Source organism: Clostridium sp. UBA5712 (assembly GCF_002419845.1).
Taxonomy (GTDB): Bacteria; Bacillota; Clostridia; order Clostridiales; family Clostridiaceae; genus Clostridium_J; species Clostridium_J sulfidigenes.
On record NZ_DIGW01000003.1, the window covers coordinates 51700 to 68571 of the forward strand.

Annotated in this window: 16 protein-coding genes; 14 read left to right on the forward strand and 2 right to left on the reverse strand. The window is 29.1% G+C overall.

The features are described from left to right. The first annotated feature begins 32 nt into the window (after positions 1 to 32). The 4 genes from B3B03_RS01175 to B3B03_RS01190 all read left to right on the forward strand — a co-directional run bounded on the left by B3B03_RS01175 (position 33) and on the right by B3B03_RS01190 (position 3607). Complete coding sequence (locus B3B03_RS01175; RefSeq protein ID WP_346876268.1) at positions 33 to 623, forward strand: GerMN domain-containing protein; 591 nt, start codon at positions 33 to 35, stop codon at positions 621 to 623. A gap of 83 nt (positions 624 to 706) precedes the next feature. Then, complete coding sequence (locus tag B3B03_RS01180) at positions 707 to 1204, forward strand: SEC-C metal-binding domain-containing protein (protein ID WP_035134596.1); 498 nt, start codon at positions 707 to 709, stop codon at positions 1202 to 1204. A gap of 124 nt (positions 1205 to 1328) precedes the next feature. Then, entirely contained in the window at positions 1329 to 1970 is a 642-nt protein-coding gene (locus B3B03_RS01185; RefSeq protein WP_346849203.1) for a lactate utilization protein, read from the forward strand. Between the two features lie 302 nt (positions 1971 to 2272). Continuing rightward, entirely contained in the window at positions 2273 to 3607 is a 1335-nt protein-coding gene (locus B3B03_RS01190; protein ID WP_346876269.1) for an FAD-dependent oxidoreductase, read from the forward strand. 125 nt (positions 3608 to 3732) lie between these two features. Here B3B03_RS01190 and B3B03_RS01195 read toward each other — a convergent pair whose 3' ends face one another. Continuing rightward, entirely contained in the window at positions 3733 to 4590 is an 858-nt protein-coding gene (locus B3B03_RS01195) for a fused DSP-PTPase phosphatase/NAD kinase-like protein (protein WP_346849205.1), read from the reverse strand. Positions 4591 to 4870: 280 nt separating this feature from the next. Between B3B03_RS01195 and rlmH the strand changes: the two genes are divergently transcribed. From rlmH to B3B03_RS01215, 4 genes are all read left to right on the forward strand, one after another. Further along, entirely contained in the window at positions 4871 to 5350 is a 480-nt protein-coding gene (gene rlmH, locus B3B03_RS01200) for a 23S rRNA (pseudouridine(1915)-N(3))-methyltransferase RlmH (RefSeq protein WP_035134602.1), read from the forward strand. Positions 5351 to 5721: 371 nt separating this feature from the next. Next, complete coding sequence (locus B3B03_RS01205; RefSeq protein WP_346876270.1) at positions 5722 to 6675, forward strand: FRG domain-containing protein; 954 nt, start codon at positions 5722 to 5724, stop codon at positions 6673 to 6675. Positions 6676 to 7024: 349 nt separating this feature from the next. Then, a complete protein-coding gene (locus tag B3B03_RS01210) occupies positions 7025 to 8593 on the forward strand; it encodes a hypothetical protein (protein WP_346876271.1) in 1569 nt (522 codons plus the stop codon). Between the two features lie 560 nt (positions 8594 to 9153). Next, positions 9154 to 9468 carry a TfoX/Sxy family protein gene (locus B3B03_RS01215; protein WP_346876272.1) on the forward strand — a complete coding sequence of 105 codons (315 nt, stop codon included), beginning with the start codon at positions 9154 to 9156 and terminating at the stop codon, positions 9466 to 9468. Between the two features lie 248 nt (positions 9469 to 9716). On the opposite strand, the gene B3B03_RS01220 is transcribed toward B3B03_RS01215, so the two are convergent. Further along, positions 9717 to 9878 carry a hypothetical protein gene (locus tag B3B03_RS01220; protein WP_346876273.1) on the reverse strand — a complete coding sequence of 54 codons (162 nt, stop codon included), beginning with the start codon at positions 9876 to 9878 and terminating at the stop codon, positions 9717 to 9719. Positions 9879 to 10336: 458 nt separating this feature from the next. On the opposite strand from B3B03_RS01220, the gene B3B03_RS01225 reads away from it, so the two are divergent. The 6 genes from B3B03_RS01225 to B3B03_RS01250 all read left to right on the forward strand — a co-directional run bounded on the left by B3B03_RS01225 (position 10337) and on the right by B3B03_RS01250 (position 16856). Next, the gene (locus tag B3B03_RS01225; RefSeq protein WP_346876274.1) at positions 10337 to 10729 is read left to right on the forward strand and encodes a cytidine deaminase; all 393 of its coding nucleotides are present in this window, start codon (positions 10337 to 10339) and stop codon (positions 10727 to 10729) included. Positions 10730 to 11164: 435 nt separating this feature from the next. After that, entirely contained in the window at positions 11165 to 11971 is an 807-nt protein-coding gene (locus B3B03_RS01230; protein ID WP_346876275.1) for a DUF1189 domain-containing protein, read from the forward strand. Positions 11972 to 12418: 447 nt separating this feature from the next. Continuing rightward, entirely contained in the window at positions 12419 to 14860 is a 2442-nt protein-coding gene (locus B3B03_RS01235; protein WP_346876276.1) for a PEP/pyruvate-binding domain-containing protein, read from the forward strand. Between the two features lie 351 nt (positions 14861 to 15211). Further along, positions 15212 to 15829, forward strand: a complete 618-nt coding sequence (locus tag B3B03_RS01240; RefSeq protein WP_346848703.1) for a DUF6273 domain-containing protein — start codon at positions 15212 to 15214, stop codon at positions 15827 to 15829. Positions 15830 to 15901: 72 nt separating this feature from the next. Further along, positions 15902 to 16378, forward strand: a complete 477-nt coding sequence (locus B3B03_RS01245) for a pyridoxamine 5'-phosphate oxidase family protein (RefSeq protein ID WP_346876277.1) — start codon at positions 15902 to 15904, stop codon at positions 16376 to 16378. Positions 16379 to 16643: 265 nt separating this feature from the next. Next, complete coding sequence (locus B3B03_RS01250; RefSeq protein ID WP_346876369.1) at positions 16644 to 16856, forward strand: shikimate kinase; 213 nt, start codon at positions 16644 to 16646, stop codon at positions 16854 to 16856. Positions 16857 to 16872: the final 16 nt, after the last annotated feature.

Here is a 16872-nt window from a genome sequence, read left to right on the forward strand (position 1 = left end):
TAAAAAGTTTGGTTAGTAATAGGAGGTGTAGAATGAAAAAGAAGACCTTTAGTTTAGTATTAACAATAACAGTAGTTGTAATAGCACTAGTTGTAGGCGGAATTTACCTTACAAAAACTATGAGTATAAAGAAAGATAAGGCAAGTATAATAAGTAAAGAGAAACTTGAAAATACTAAAGGAGCTACAGAGGATGATGGCTATATTGATATAACTTTATACTTTGGAGGAGATGCTGAAAAGTCCGAGCTCATAAAGGAAGAGAGACTAATTAATAGTGAGGATTTAATAGGTGAGATGATCATGCAAGAACTCATCAAAGGGCCAGCTAAAGTTAGTGAAAAAAGCAAGCCTATTTTACCAAAGGAAACAAGGCTTTTAAGTTTTTCTATTAAGGATGGCATAGCAAATATTAATTTAAGCCCAGAAGCTATGTTTGAAATGTCTGAAGTTCAAGAAGTAACAATACTTAAGTCTATATCAAACTCTTTGAGTCAGCTGAAATCTGTGAGTAAAATAATGATTACAGTAAATAATCAAGGTGTTGAAAGTTTAGGTGGAAACTATAATATATCAAAACCATTTACTAAGGATGAAATAATTACTTTAAAAATACAGAAATAAGATATTATTGAAAGATAAATAAAAATTTATTATAATTAATAAAATAGATAAACAAATTTTGTTATAAAGAAGGAGAAAATAACATGAGCATATATAGCAATTGGACAAATTATGTTGTAGAGTATGTAAAAGAAAATGGAGAACCTGCATTTTGGAAAGAGTATGCAAAGGTTGAAAAATCAATATATACAAAAGCCTTAGCAATTGATGGCGGTGTTATTAGTGGAAAGTTCTCTGAATTAGTTAAAGAATTTGACGTTAATGAAATTTACTTTATGGGATTCTTAGATGGAATAAATGAAAGTATAGATAAAGAATTAGATCTTGAAGCTATAGAAAGTGATTCAGAAGTTAGCTTCAAAATAGATTATGAAAAACTATACTTCAATATGCTTGATTCTAAAGCAGACTATCTTTATACATTATCACAATGGGATAGAATATTCTCACCAGAAAAAAGAAAAGAGATACAAAAAACTTGGAGAGAATCAAAAACAGTAATAAATGAAGTTAAAGTAGGTAGAAATGATGCATGTCCTTGTGGAAGTGGTAAAAAGTACAAGAAATGTTGCGGAAAATAATATAAACATTAGCCCTAGTGAATTTTTTATTCATTAGGGTTTTTTATATATGTATTATTGTAAGATATTCTATATATGGCTATGATATAATTAATTATATGATAAATTTACAGGGGGATTGTTTATGGATAAAAATATGAAATGGCTAAAGGAAAGTAGGGTTAATAGTACAATTAATTCACTTAAAAAGAATGGTATGAATGGCTATTTAGTAAATAGTCATGAAGAACTCATTGAGAAAATTAATGAACTTACCAATGATGGTGATACAGTAAGTTGTGGTGGTTCAATGAGCCTATTTGAAACTGGAGTTATTGATTATTTAAGAAGTGGAAAATATAATTTCCTAGACAGATATGAGGATGGGTTAAGTAAGGATGATTTGAAAAAATTATATAGAAACACTTTCTCTGCTGACGTATATTTTACTAGTACTAATGCAATTACAGAAAAAGGAGAGTTATACAATGTAGATGGCAATGGAAATAGGGTAGCAGCTATGTTATATGGTCCAGATAAAGTAATAATCATAGCAGGAATAAATAAAATTGTAGAGAATATTGAAGAAGCCATTAAGAGAAATGAAAGAGTATCAGCACCTGCAAATTGCAAAAGATTAAATAAAGTTACTCCTTGTGTAAAGGTAGGCCATTGTATGGATTGTTCAAGTGAAGATAGAATTTGCAATGAATATACTATAATAAGAAGACAGGGAAATAAGGATAGGATACATGTAATTTTCTTGAATGAGGAATTAGGATATTAATTAAAATACGAATATTAGAGTAAGTGCTTTGGCAAAATAAGTTAGTCTAAAATATTTTGCTAAAGCACTTTTTTATAACTATATGAAAAATAATGAAAATTAAAGAAAAGTTAAGGGAATGAAAGCTTATCTATCTATATATACTAATAGCATGGTTGAATAAAATGATATTTGAGGTAAAATATTATTAGATAATGATTGTTAAATAACAAACGTTGTTATGAGATTATAATTAAATAACTTTTAGAATATAATATAAGAATAAATTTTATTTAGGTGTAAATTATAGGAGGTCATGTATTATGAAAATTGCAGTAATAGGATGTACACACGCAGGAACAGCAGCGGTAGTAAATGCAAAACAACTTTACCCAGATAGTGAGATTACAGTTTATGAGAGAAATGATAATATATCTTTCCTTTCTTGTGGAATTGCTTTAAGTGTATCTAATGTAGTAAATGAACCAGAAAAATTATTTTATAATTCCCCAGAAAATTTAAATAACCTTGGTATAAACATGAGAATGAATTATGATGTAACTGATATTGATATGGATGAAAAAATAATCACAGCTACAAATTTAAAGACTGGTGATATAGTAAAAGAAAAATATGATAAATTAATTTTAACCTTAGGATCGTGGCCAATAGTTCCTAATTTTGAAGGAAGAAACCTAAAAAATATATTACTATGTAAAAATTATAGTCATGCAAAAACAATTATAGAAAAATCAGCTGATGCTAAGAATGTAACAGTTGTAGGAGCTGGATATATAGGGGTAGAACTTGCTGAAGCCTTTGAAATGAAAGGTAAAAATGTAACCCTAGTTGATGCAGAAGACAGAATAATGAGTAAATATCTTGATAAAGAATTTACAGAAATAGCAGAGAATGAATTTAAAAAACGTGGAGTAAAACTAGCTTTAGGTGAAAAAGTTCAAAGGTTTGAAGGAGAAAATGGTATAGTATCTAAGGTAGTAACTGATAAAGGAAGTCGTGAAGCAGATTTAGTAGTACTTTGCATAGGATTTATACCAAGTACAAGTTTAGTAAAAGGAAAATTAGACACTCTTCCAAATGGAGCAATAATAATAGATGAATATATGAGAACTAGTGTTAAAGATGTATTTGCAGCTGGAGATTGCTGTGTTGTAGAATATAATCCAGCAAGGGATAAGAGATATATTCCTCTTGCAACTAATGCTGTAAGAATGGGAACCTTAGTTGCTAAAAACCTAGTAAACCCAACTCTTAAGTATATGGGAACCCAAGGTACTTCAGGAATAAAGATATATGATAAATGTATAGCATCAACAGGGTTAACAGAAGAGGTTGCTAAGAAAACCACATCTATGGAGATTGACTCAGTAATGGTTAGTGAAAATCATAGACCAGAATTTATGCCAACCTATAAGGAAGCAACCATAAAGCTTGTTTATGACAAAGCTACAAGAAGAATTCTTGGAGGACAGATTATTTCTGATGAAGATTTAACTCAACACATGAATACCCTATCTGTAGTAATTCAAAATAACATGACCATAGAAGAACTGGCAATGACAGATTTCTTTTTCCAACCACACTTTAATAAACCATGGAGCTTATTAAATACTGTAGCTCTTAAAGCACTAAAGTAATATATAAGTTATATTATATATAATTTAAAAATAACTCATCATAATTAATATGGTGAGTTATTTTCATAGTAAAATAGATTGCTTTGATAAATTTAATAAAAGTAGTGAGATAACAGTTAAAGTTTCTATGAAGTCTGTTTATTAGAGTTAGATTCGCTGGACTTACAATTATTATAAAAATTATTTAAAAAATTATAAACTTCTCCTGAATAAAATTTATCACTAGTATTTTTATCCATCTTGGACAATAAGACTTGGCGAGTAATAATATCATTTAGATTAACTTCTTTACAATTTTTCATAATATCGTACATTATCATAAAAGTCGTAGTTCTTTCAAGTCCTTCATTGCCATGGAAATGAAGCCAGCTGCCTTCAGGTTGATTTTTTACAACTTCCATAAAATAATTTACCATAGCCTCTGTAGGTAAATTTTTATATGTTACAGGAATACGAATATAAGATAATGAATAAGCTTCAGACTGCTCAGTTTCATTTTGAACCTTTGAAGGTATAATTACATCTTTAAAACCCTCTAAAGCAATAGGTTTATTAAGTGGGATAGATTTTAATCTAGAGTTTTCATCAGCAATGATTTCATTTACTGTTAAGCCTCTATTTGCATCGTTGTTAGCATTTTGCCAACTTACAGGAATCCCATCAATAAATCCATGGGATTCTTCTCTTAAGTCAATAATAGTTATAGGCACATTACCTATAGACTTCTTCATTAAAGGAACTCCAGTTTTAGAAAATTGACCACTACCAGAAATATTAAGCTTATCTAGACCAGACAAATTTATATTTTCTGAAGGAGTAATTTTATCTGTGCTCTTTCTAAAATATTTTGGTAATTCAAAAGCAGTTGGAGAATCAACCATTAACTTTACATCTGGAATAGGAGTAGCATAACATACAACATAATTAAAGGATAGAATTATAGTTAAAAAAGCAAATAAATTAATCTTTAAAAATTTTTTCATATTTAGACACCACCTATATAATATTTAATTAGTATCTATTATAATTTTACCTATGACATTCTAAATTATTCATAGTAAAATATAGGTATTATTGGTGTGGTGCTAGTATAGTTTATTGTAAAACTATACAAATAGATTAATATAAAACTATTTAAATATGGAACTATAAAACTAGAAAAATAGTTAACTATTTGTTCTGTTCATGCGGGTTTCAGAGATTTTACTGCTCAAATAGTATTATGAACTTATTAGTTAAATTAAAAAATTAGGAGGATGTTTAGTGAATATAACATTAATAACTGTAGGAAAAATAAAAGAAAAATATTTAAGAGATGCCATAGATGAATATTCTAAAAGATTATCAAGATACTGTAAGCTTGAAATAATAGAACTTCAAGATGAGAAAACACCAGATAATGCATCAGAAAAGGAAGAACTTCAAATAAAGGATAAAGAAGGTCAAAGCATATTATCAAAAATTAAAGATAATGCTTATGTTGTAGCCATGGATTTAAAAGGAAAACAAATTTCATCTGAAGAATTTGCAAATTTCATAGATAACTGTGGATTAGAAGGAAACTCTAATTTAGTTTTTATCATAGGAGGAAGCTTAGGTCTATCAGATCAAGTTATAAAAAGAGCTAATTATAAAATATGTTTTTCTAAAATGACCTTTCCCCATCAATTGTTCAGAGTAATGCTTCTAGAACAGATATATAGGGGATATAGGATAATAAAGGGTGAACCGTACCATAAGTAAGCCTCTAAATCTTTGATTTAGTTAGGCGAACTTACTCAGCGAACGAAGTGAGTCGAGTTTCCTTTAAGACCAAGTGAGGTTTTAAACTTAGGCATTTATATTACTTGGTTAAGGCTGTTTTTATAAGTAAAAATACCGTATCATAAGTAGCGTTCATTTAATGAAATGATTTGAGCATTAGATCATTATGTGAATATGTTTGATTGGTAGTTCGTTATAGAAGAATTTTTATTAGCAGGTAAAAATATTTTTTATTACATGATTGAAAGAAGGGAAAATGAAAAGTTAAAAGAAGATAGATATATAGACTTGATAATAATAGTCGAAATGATATACTTGGTATTATAGTAAAAATATTCAAGGGGTAAAGTATGAAAGTTAAAGAATATATTTTTGATGATTTAAATGAATTTCTAAATGATATATTGCCAAATGGAGCAATTGGTAAGAAACTTAATGGGTATGTATATAGAGGAGAGGCATCTGATTCTTATAAGTTATTGCCTTCTGCTCTAAGGAAAAACAATGTTGAAAAATTAATGCAACAAGATGGGTTGAGTTGTTTTAAAATAAATGAGACGGAATGGTTGCAGATATTTACAGAGTATAGAATTTTAAGAAAGTTTTATAAACTAGCAAATGATGTTGGATTGAAAGTACATGGTGGAGAATTGATGAACAAACACTATTTTGATGAAATGTCGCCAGAGTTTTTGTTTCAACATGAGTGTAGAGATTGGATATATTCAGAAATTACTGAATTGGCGGCGTTAGCACAGCATTATGGAGCTTTAACAAGGTTACTAGATTGGTCTGATGATTTATTTGTAGCTCTTTATTTTGCATGTGTTGGAGCTATGAAACGTTTAATCGATAATAAGGATGAGTTTTTTGTTATCTGGGCATTAAATGCTAAACATGTTCAAGTAAATGAGCAACAAATTTATACAATGAAAGTAGATGATTGCCCATTAAAACTTGTGGTTCCATCATATTATTCAAATCCTAATTTAAAGGCTCAAAAGGGAGTATTGTCTTATTGGAGAATAAGTTGCAAAATGAATGATGATAAAGTGGTTGATAGGACACCTTTAGATGAACTGATTACTACGTTATCATGTCATAGAGGTGAAGGAATATTGTATAAGTTTAAAATTCCAAACAAATATGCAGGCGAATTATACGAATATTTAAAAAGGGTAAGTTACAACGCTTCTAAAATTTTTCCAAGTTATAATGGGGTAGTGCAACAAATGCAGGAGGACAAACTATATATAGAAGTTACTGAAAAAGTAAAGGGTAAAACGCTTGTTAGTACATATTAATGAAATTAGTAAAAAGTATATATGTAAGTATGTCCAAGATTATATATAGGTTAGGAATGATAATAAGTTTTAGTGTATTGTAGAGTCATAAAGAATACTAATAGATAAGATAACTTACTAATGTATTTAAGTAACTAAGGAGAACCAAATTCATATTGAGAAGGTTCTCTCTTTTATGTTATTAAAAAAGGATATTAATGAAAATTTTTGAGAATGTAATTATTAATATATAGAGGAGTGTCTACTATATACAGACGATATTAAGGTATAATCAAATTTTAGAGGACAGCATTATAAACAAAATTAATATTTATAAGGGCAGTGTGAATTTAGAAATAGGAGAATTGTTATGAACAAATATGAAGATTATTTAAATATATTATTTAATAATCAAAAGAAATATCTTTTAGGAGGAGAAATAAAAGATATTTTAATACAAAAGTTTAATTGCAGTGAGGTTTATGCTAGAAAAATTATTGAATTAGCAATTAAGAATCACATAATACAGACGAATAAGGAATTTACTTTTGGAAAGGGACAATATGTGTATTGGGGAATGAGTTATGACATAGATGAAGATGTACTTAAAGGCAAATTTAAGGATACTAGACCTAATATATACAGAGTTTTAAATCGTTTTGAAGATAATAAGGGAATAATTTCATACTTTGAGATATACAAGATAGCAGCATGTACCACTGAAAAGACAAGTTCAAAAATAACACAATTTGAAGAAATAATAAGAATTATTAGTAAAATTAAGAATGTGCAGACAATGGAGGATCAAGGAATCAAGTATATTGCTGAAATTCATTCAGAAAATAGAAGTATAAATTACATGAAAAACTATTATCTAGAGATGAAGATGGAGTGTATATTTCTTCCTATAATTTTAAGATGGCTACAAAAAAATAATATTGTAGATAGTAAAGATGCATTATATAGAAATAAGAATATGCCTTGTAATGGAGTTATCATTAATAGTTTAGTATGGGATGCATGCGTATATACTGGAGCGGTTGGCTTTAATGATAATATAGTTAACAAAGAAAAAGAGAGCAAATCATTTGTACCTATAGAGATATGTATTAGTAGAGAATATACTTATACTGATTTAAAAGGTTTTTATGATAGATTGCAAGTTTTTAGAAATAGTGTAAAGGAAAAAAAAAGAAAAATAATACCTATAATTTTTGCATCTAATATATCAGATAGTGTAAAAAGAGAAATTAAAAATTTAAATATTATATGTTTTGACGCAAAGGTGATTTTTGGAGAAAAGATAGTAACTATTTTAGAAAATTTGAAAATAATCTCATTGCTAAACATATGTGAACAAGAACATGATAACAATGAGATAACTAATAAGATAGAAAATTCATTAGAGACATTGGCAAGTACTGGTCAAGAAGAAAATCTGCAAAATTTAAAAGGTGATTTTTTTGAAGCATTAATGTATAAGGTTTTTTCGAAAATATTTAAGGGTAGTATTATTAGACAAAATTATGTGTTAAATTATACTGAAAATGAAGAAAAATATACGTATGAATATGATTATATTATAGAAACTGATGATGAAAAAGTTATATGTGAACTAAAAGGATATAAGAAAGGTAATATAATAAAGCTCGGGAAGTATATCGAAGAAGAAAAAAAGCCAGAGAAGAATACTATAAAGTGGTTTTTTGCTCATACTCTTAATAAAGCGCAAGAAAGGCTACAAGATCCAGAGAGAAGGATAAAAGCTTGTTATATAACTACAGCTAATATAGAAAAAATTGCTATAGAAAAAATAAGTCAGATGGGAAAATTAAAATCAGATAACCTTGATATTTATTATGACCGTGAAAAATTAATAGCATTATTAAATAAGCATAAATGTGAACAAGAAGTTAGATTGATAGAACAATATTACTAGTAAATTGGTAATAATCATTAGTAGTTTAATTATTTATATAGATAATGAATAAGAAGAAATTTAGATAGATGATGGGTTTCGTATCTTTTGTTTCAAAAATATACCGCAATAGTTATTGATTATAATTCAAAATCTAACAAAAAAACATTCAGTGTATCAATAAAATTTAGTAACCTTATATATTCAGTAGAATCAACTTATTTCATATTTCTTATTAAGTTATCAAGTGTTTATCTATAATATATAATGGAGCTGTAGATATTGTGAATACAATGATAAAAAAACCGCACTTGCAACTGTTACGGAGAACCGTACCATAAGTAAGCCTCTAAATCTTTGATTTAGTTAGGCGAACTTACTCAGCGAACGAAGTGAGTCGAGTTTCCTTTAAGACCAAGTGAGGTTTTAAACTTAGGCATTTATATTACTTGGTTAAGGCTGTTTTTGTAGGTGAAAAGACCGTATCATAAGTAATTAAAATTTAACAAAATATATTATAATATAATTAAGAATAAATTTGAGGAAGAGATAAATAGTAAATTTGTAAGGTGGGATAAGATATGGCTTCTAGTCAAGAGTATTTAGATTTTATTATTGGGCAATTAGATATGCTGGACGATATTTCCTTCAGAAAAATGATGGGAGAATATATTTTATATTTTCGAGGAAAAATTTTTGGTGGAATATACGATGACCGGTTTTTGGTTAAGATAACCAAGACAAGTAGACACTTGATGCTAGGAGCAATTGAAGAGTTGCCTTATGATGGGGCAAAACCAATGTTTTTGGTTGACGATGTTGATAATAAAGAGTTTCTATATCAACTGATTACAAAAATGTATGAAGAACTTCCTGCTCCAAAAGTAAAAAAGTAATTTTTGAATTCTAATTTATGTGTTAGTTAAAGATTTTTAAATAGAAAAAATTATTTAGGTTTATTTTTGATAAAAATTTGATATAATATAAGTAAGATTCTAAATCTATGATTTAGTTAATCGAACTTATGCAAAGCTAAATAAGAAAAGCTTAGTGCGTCAACACTAAGCTAAGTCTTAGAACATTTATTTTGTTTTAGGGCTATTGGATTTAATTTATTTAGTATAAATTATTAGAAAAAGCACAACTATTCTTGCTGGGATGGAGTGCTTTTTTCTTTGCTTTTAACTTCTATATCAAGACCTAGAAACTTAATCTTAATTTTTAAGTAATGTATAAAAAGATTATGTTTTAAAACTAGTTTAATCACATAAATGATTGATACACACTTTATAAAAGTATTAAACATATCCAATACCACCTCCTAAGCTATAGTGAAATTATTCACCAATAGCCCGTAAGGAGGATAAAACGTTCAAAACCCCCGTAGCCATCCTTCTACGGATTTCAAAATATTACTTTAGAATTATACCATAATTATGTAGAATATATACACAAGAATAAAATGGAAAAACCTCACTTTGAGTAGTTACGGAGAACCGTATCATAAGTAAGCCTCTAAATCTTTGATTTAGTTAGACGAACTTACTCAGCGAACGAAGTAAGTCGAGTTTCCTTTAAGACCAAGTGAGATTTATAGCCTTAGGCATTTATATTATTTGGTTAAGGCTATTTTATAAGTAAAAATACCATATCGTAAGTAAGGATATATTTACAAAATATGTTATAATAAAATTAGGAACAAATTTATGTAATAGACAAATAGTAATTTGTCGCCGTAATGAATCGGTGATTGAGGAGGACAATATGGAACCAATATGGGAAAAACTTTATAAAGAAGCTATGAATGTAATAAATCCACATGAAGTCTCAAACACGATGTGGGTTGGAAGTGTTGCTTCAGCTGTGTTAACAAAAAAGGGAAATATTTATGTAGGTATCTGCGTCGATACAAATGGTTCATTAGGAATGTGTGCGGAGAGAAATGCTTTATCAACAATGCTCACGCATGGAGAAAATGAAGTAGATAAAGTCGTTTCTGTTTATAAGGATGGAAAAGTGATACCTTCTTGTGGTGCGTGCAGAGAATTTATGATGCATCTTGGAAAAAATACAGATAAAATTGAAATGTTACTTGATAATGAAGGAAAGACAATCAAGCTAATTGATTTACTTCCAGAATATCCAAGATATAAATAGCTTTATCATAGTTTGAATGACAAATTCCAATTTTATATTATTCAGATTAAGATTATTAAATAGAAAAAATTATATAGGTTTATTTTTTATAAAAATTTGATATAGTATAAGTAAAATTCTAAATCTGTGATTTAGTTAATCGAACTTATGCAAAGCAAAATAAGAAAAGCTTAGTGCGTCAACACTAAGCTAATCCTTAGAACATTTATTTTGTTTTAGGGCTATTGGATGAAATTAATAAGTTTAATTAAGAAAAGGTGCTAATCTTGTGAGGATGGAGCACTTTTTTCTTTGCTTTTAACTTCTATATCAAGACCAAGAAATTTAATATTAATTTTTAAATGATGGAGCTCTTTTCTAATCACAAAGAGGAATTGTCCTAAAATTATCGAATAAATATATAATTAGAAATATTTATATATTTGGGAGGATTTTATGGAAGAGAATACAGAAAAAATAAAGTTAAGTTTTTGGAGGAAAATAATAGGTAGCATTCAAGGAATAGAGCATTATGAGAATGTGTTAAAAGAAACTACTGGGAAGGCAGTACTATATTTACTATTAATATCGCTGTTTCTTGGAGCTATTGGATCTATAAGAGGATCTATTGAGGTTAATAATGGCATATCAGAGCTTATACAAATATATAATGACAATTGTCCAAACTTTGAGCTTATAAATGGAGAGTTAAGTGTTGAGGGCAGTATGCCAATGGTTTTATCAGAAGATGAAGATAATTATATTATTATAGACACAACTAACAGCACAAATCCTGATGTTTTAAATTCTCATAATAAAGGTATTTTAATACTAAAAGATAAAATGATTCAAAAAGAGAATGAATTACAAACACAAGTAACCGAATTCAAATCATTACAAGGATTAACCATTAATAAAGATATAATATATAGCTATTTACCTTACGCGAAGATTATTATACCATTTATTTTTATTGTAAGTATTCTTGGATATTTCTTGGGTGGACTCTTAAGTGCTCTATTGTTAGCTCTATTTGCTCTTATAATCAATGGAATTTTTAAAACAAAGTTGAAATATGGACAGTTGTATAGATTAAGCATTTATGCACTAACTACTCCGCTTATAATAAATACAATCTTGAAAATTTTAAGTATAGAACATTTTAGTTTCTATTGGTTAGTATATCATACTATAGCTTATATTTATATTGGCTTTGCACTGAACAAACTAAAAAGTTCTAAGAATAATATTTCATTAGATTAGGTGTATAAATCAAATAAAAAGGTTAATGTCATAAATATTACGGTCAATGGTACCGTAAGTAACCATGACTCTCTATATTATATATGTTTAGGGTATTGAAATTCCCTTTATGATATGCAATGAAAAGTATATTAAGGTTAAAAAATGAAGCTACAGATTGTATAAAAATCTGTAGCTTTTTCTACGTTAATCAGAATTGAAGATATATAGTCCATATTGTAATCGGATTTACATTATAGTTATCTCATAACCAGTCAATATATTATATAGAAAAAACAGTGGTTTGTCAATATAATATGTTAAAAAGCTTGAAATAATGAGTGTTAAGTAGATAATATATATGGATCCTATTTGGATGTATTTTGTACATTTGTAATAACTAACCTAAATGAATATAATTAATTTCGTTGGTTAGGAAATTTGTAAATTGAAATTGAGGTGTTGATTATGTTGTCAATATTAGCAGACTTAAGAGAAAGTGACAAGATACAGTATGGTGCTAAAGCAAGTGCGTTAGGAGAGTTAATAAGAAGCGGAGAAAAGGTTCCAATTGGTTTTGCATTATCTTTAGAATTTTTCATGCGGTTTCTTGAATATAATAATTTTTCCTATAGTGCTGGAGACTATTTAACTTATAATGCAGAAATATGCAAAGTAATATTAAAAGGTTCATTTTCTCCTGATATGGAGAGGGGTTTACTTAAATTTTTTAATTTTATACAAGGCATGGGACTGAAATATGTAGTAAGATCCTCTGCTCTGTGTGAAGACAGCGATAACTATAGCATGGCAGGAATGTTCGATTCATTTATTAAATTGAATACTTTTGAAGAAGTTAAGACTGCAATAAAGAAGTGTTATGCTTCATTGTTTAGTGATAAGGTAATAGCATATTTCATAAAACAAAATTTAAATTTGGATGAGCTAAAAATGTGTATAATAATTCAGCAATTCGTTGAAGGTTGCTATTCTGGAGTAAACTTTTCTGTGGATACTATTGATATGGATGAAGAAGTAATGCATATTAATGCTGTAAAAGGCTTATGCGAAGATTATGTTAACGGTAAAGTAAATTCAGCTTTTTATAAAATCTATAAAAAATGTGGAGCCATACTTGAAGAGAAGCTTCCGAAGGGCAGTAACGTTCTGCCAAAGAATTTAGTAAATGAACTATATGAGTGCACATTAAGAATTGAGAAAACCTTCGGTAAATATCAAGATATCGAATGGACTATCAGAAATAAAGAGATATATATTCTTCAAGCTAGGCCTATAACAACTTTTAAAGAAAAAAAATTTGAAATTATTTGGTCTGATAAAAATGAGGGTAATTATACTTGGCATAGAGAAGGGGAAAAACCTTTGGAATTGTTAATCAATGAGATTAACATAATCCTGGGAGAGGCATTAAATAGAGGATGTTATGACACTGGACTTGAAGAATTTTATACAGAGTACTGTATTCATAATGGATATTGGTATTATCGAGATAAGGAAATGCCAAATCATAAGGTACAAGAGCAAAGCTTTTTAAGTTCATTAAGTAAGTTTTATGTTAAAAATCAAAATATATTCCAAGATGTAGTACTGCCGGAATTATTGATATTGAAAGAGGAACTGGATAAATATTTATTTAGAGACTTGTCTCAAAGGGAAGTAGCAGAGTTCTTGGACAAGTCCTTACAGTACATGGAATACTTAGCAGAAAAGCATCAACCAGTTACTCACGGATGTGATTATTTAGAGGATTTTATGCAATACTGCAGAATAATACAAAATGATCTTAGTGTAGAGGAGTTATATGATTTAGTTTTTAACATCAGTATATTAAATAAAGAACGAGGATTCTATATTGAGATGGCAGATGAGGTGAATTCAAATCTCGTATTAAATAAAATCTTTAAAGACTGCAGGCATGATGAACTTTTGTATGCTAGGCTTAAAAATATCCCAGAGAGCAAAAAGCTGCTTAAATTAATAGATGATTATATTGCTTTGTACGGAATTTGTAATTTGGAATGTGATATCAATAGTCACTATCTAGAGCCTATATTAATGGAAGCGCCGTACAAAGTAATAGGACACATTCGTAGATTTCTAAAGTTTAATAGTGACAGCTTTAAAAGGTCTATTGAAAGATCTTTAGAAAATAAAAAAAGGATTAAATCCATTATACTAAGCCAATTAGGAGAAGAAGATTCTCAAGAATTTCTAAGTAAGCTTGAATTAGCAGAAAAAGCATATTTAGCAAGAGATAATCATCATTACTATTTTGAGCGAATGATAAGATCATATCTTCGATTGGCTATTACTGAGGCTGAAAAAATATTATTAAGAAATAAACAAATTCAGCATAGAGGAAACATGTATTTTCTTACCATAAATGAATTGAAGGAAGGACTAATACAAGGAAGGGATTATAATAAGCTTATTAATGAAAGAAAAGGGTTATTTAATTATCAAAAAAAGCTGTTAGCACCTCCTATTATCGGAAAAGCGCCTGTTGAAAAGGCAGATTATAAAAATCAAAATGATGAAAATGGCATAGGAAAATTACGTGAACAGGATATTATTTTAAAAGGGATTCCAGGCCTAAGAAAAAAGGTTAAAGGAAAGGTTAAAATCGGATTGCCCGTTTATTTAAATGAAGATAGCATTTTAGTACTTCCATTCACAAGATGCGGAGAACTTGAGCCCATAGTTGGCCATGTAATAGGCATAGTTGTAGAAGTAGGGTCGCCTTTTGAGCATATAGGAATCCTTGCTAGGGAGCTGAATATACCAGTGCTATATAATGTAGAAAATGCAATGAGCATCTTTAGGGATGGAGATGAAGTTCAGTTAGATGGTTTTACAGGTGAAGTTAAAATCATAAAATCCGAGCTGTAGAAGTAAATTAATTATTAACATAGTTGAGAAATTTTTCTATTTAAATGATTTACCAAATCATTTATGTGAGATATAATAATTATTAATCAATTCTTAGAAAATATAAATTAATTAAAAAATGAGTTAACTCAAGCGATAAATATGATAATGATTGGATTCCCAACGTTGAACATCGTGGAAACGATTGCGGGGAAAGGATTTGAAGAAACGTTGAATTTTTATAATTTTGCATAAAAGGAAGGTAAAATGGAAGATTTACAGCTTGATTTACTGTTTCCAATTAAGGAGAAGGTTTAAGAATAAGTTCTAAGGGTAAGGCAGATTAACTATTACAAAGAAAGAGGTGCTTAAATGGAAGATATTAAAATCGACTCAGCATTATCATTGGTCGGTTATAATTGGCGTGTGCTTGACATACAAAACAATACGGCTTTGATTATAACCGAAGATATTATAGAACAACGCCCTTACCATGATGCTTATAAAGATATAACATGGGCTGACTGCGCGTTAAGAAAATATCTTAATGGTGAATTTTATGACAAATTCAACGCAACTGATAAATCAAGGATAATTCCGGTAATAAATAAAAATCTTGATAATCAGTGGTATGGTTCAAAGGGCGGAGCAGATACGGAAGACAGTATATTTTTATTAAGCATTGAGGAAGTGTGCAAATATTTTGGTGATAGCACTTCAAAACTGTATAACCGAGGAAAAAATCAAAGATATTGGTTTCAAAGAAAAGATGAAAACAACAGTAAGCGAATAGCAAAACTTCTGGGTAAAGAAGGGAGTTGGTGGTGGTGGCTTCGATCACCCGGTCGCGTTAATGTAAAAGCCGTGTACATCTTCGGGACTGACGGTAATATAGGTATACAAGGCAACAATATATTGAAAGGTAACATCAGTGATGGCAAATGTACAGGCGGTGTTCGTCCTGCTTTGTGGCTAAAGCTTGAATTGTAAATCTTGGGTCACTTTTAAAGTGGCTTTACTATAATTACAGAATAGAATAATTAAATTTAAAGGAGAATTAAAATGAGCAAGTATGAAAATGCAATGAAACTTATGGAGGAACGTTGTGGAAATGGCAAAGAGGAAGTTATTGCCCTTGCGACAATATCACTATCCTCGAGCGCTGCCGGTAATCCTCGTCCTGCTGTCCGTATGGTATGTGCTTATTATGAAGATGGTGTATTTTATGTTTCTACGGATGCAAAAAAAAGTAAAATGCTACAAATTGAGAAGAACAACCAGGTTTCTGTCTGTGGGTTAGATTGGTATGCGTTCCAAGGTACGGCTGAAAATCTCGGTTGGGTCAAGGACGAGAAGAATGCGGAAATCAGAGCGAAATTCAAAAAAACTTTCGATTGGTTCGATGAAGTTGGCGACGAAGACAATCCTAACTCAATCGTTCTGCGTATCTCTCTCACAGAGGGTACGATTACTGACAATGAAAAAAAATATGGTGAACATCAGTATGAAATTGATTTTATCAATAAAATGGCGAAATAAGTGCATAAAGAATAAGCAGTTTCTAACTTGAGAGCAAAAAAACGTCACCACTTGACTATAAATATTCAATTAAGACCAAGTGTGGTTTATAGCTTTAGGCATTGATATGAATGGCTAAGGCTATTTTTGTAGGTGGAAATAATGTATCATAAGCAATACTAATTTACAAAATATGTTACAATTAAAGAGGAAGAATAATTTATATATGTAAGACAAACAAGAATCTTGTGTTAAGGAGATAAAATAAATATCAAGAGGAATTATTATTTTTGGTTCATCTGGCTCTGGAAAAACAACATTAGGAAAATTGGTTGCAGAAAAACTTAAATTCCCTTATTTTGATATAGATGATTATATTTATGCACAATGGGCTAATACGTTACCTTGTAAAGTACTTCTGCTAAATGGAGATGAGGACTTAAATAAGAATGTTCAAATAATAGTACATGAATATTTGAAACAAAATTCTCAAGGATAAATTTATGAAGATGGTA

Bases quoted from the DNA above. Each gene is read 5' to 3' on its own strand.
- B3B03_RS01240 (WP_346848703.1), top strand. From the start codon at position 15,212: ATGGAAGATATTAAAATCGACTCAGCATTATCATTGGTCGGTTATAAT.
- B3B03_RS01195 (WP_346849205.1), bottom strand. From the start codon at position 4,590: ATGAAAAAATTTTTAAAGATTAATTTATTTGCTTTTTTAACTATAATT.
- B3B03_RS01235 (WP_346876276.1), top strand. From the start codon at position 12,419: ATGTTGTCAATATTAGCAGACTTAAGAGAAAGTGACAAGATACAGTAT.
- B3B03_RS01210 (WP_346876271.1), top strand. From the start codon at position 7,025: ATGAACAAATATGAAGATTATTTAAATATATTATTTAATAATCAAAAG.
- B3B03_RS01215 (WP_346876272.1), top strand. From the start codon at position 9,154: ATGGCTTCTAGTCAAGAGTATTTAGATTTTATTATTGGGCAATTAGAT.
- B3B03_RS01185 (WP_346849203.1), top strand. From the start codon at position 1,329: ATGGATAAAAATATGAAATGGCTAAAGGAAAGTAGGGTTAATAGTACA.
- B3B03_RS01180 (WP_035134596.1), top strand. From the start codon at position 707: ATGAGCATATATAGCAATTGGACAAATTATGTTGTAGAGTATGTAAAA.
- B3B03_RS01245 (WP_346876277.1), top strand. From the start codon at position 15,902: ATGAGCAAGTATGAAAATGCAATGAAACTTATGGAGGAACGTTGTGGA.
- B3B03_RS01190 (WP_346876269.1), top strand. From the start codon at position 2,273: ATGAAAATTGCAGTAATAGGATGTACACACGCAGGAACAGCAGCGGTA.
- B3B03_RS01225 (WP_346876274.1), top strand. From the start codon at position 10,337: ATGGAACCAATATGGGAAAAACTTTATAAAGAAGCTATGAATGTAATA.
- B3B03_RS01230 (WP_346876275.1), top strand. From the start codon at position 11,165: ATGGAAGAGAATACAGAAAAAATAAAGTTAAGTTTTTGGAGGAAAATA.
- B3B03_RS01220 (WP_346876273.1), bottom strand. From the start codon at position 9,878: ATGTTTAATACTTTTATAAAGTGTGTATCAATCATTTATGTGATTAAA.
- B3B03_RS01175 (WP_346876268.1), top strand. From the start codon at position 33: ATGAAAAAGAAGACCTTTAGTTTAGTATTAACAATAACAGTAGTTGTA.
- B3B03_RS01205 (WP_346876270.1), top strand. From the start codon at position 5,722: ATGAAAGTTAAAGAATATATTTTTGATGATTTAAATGAATTTCTAAAT.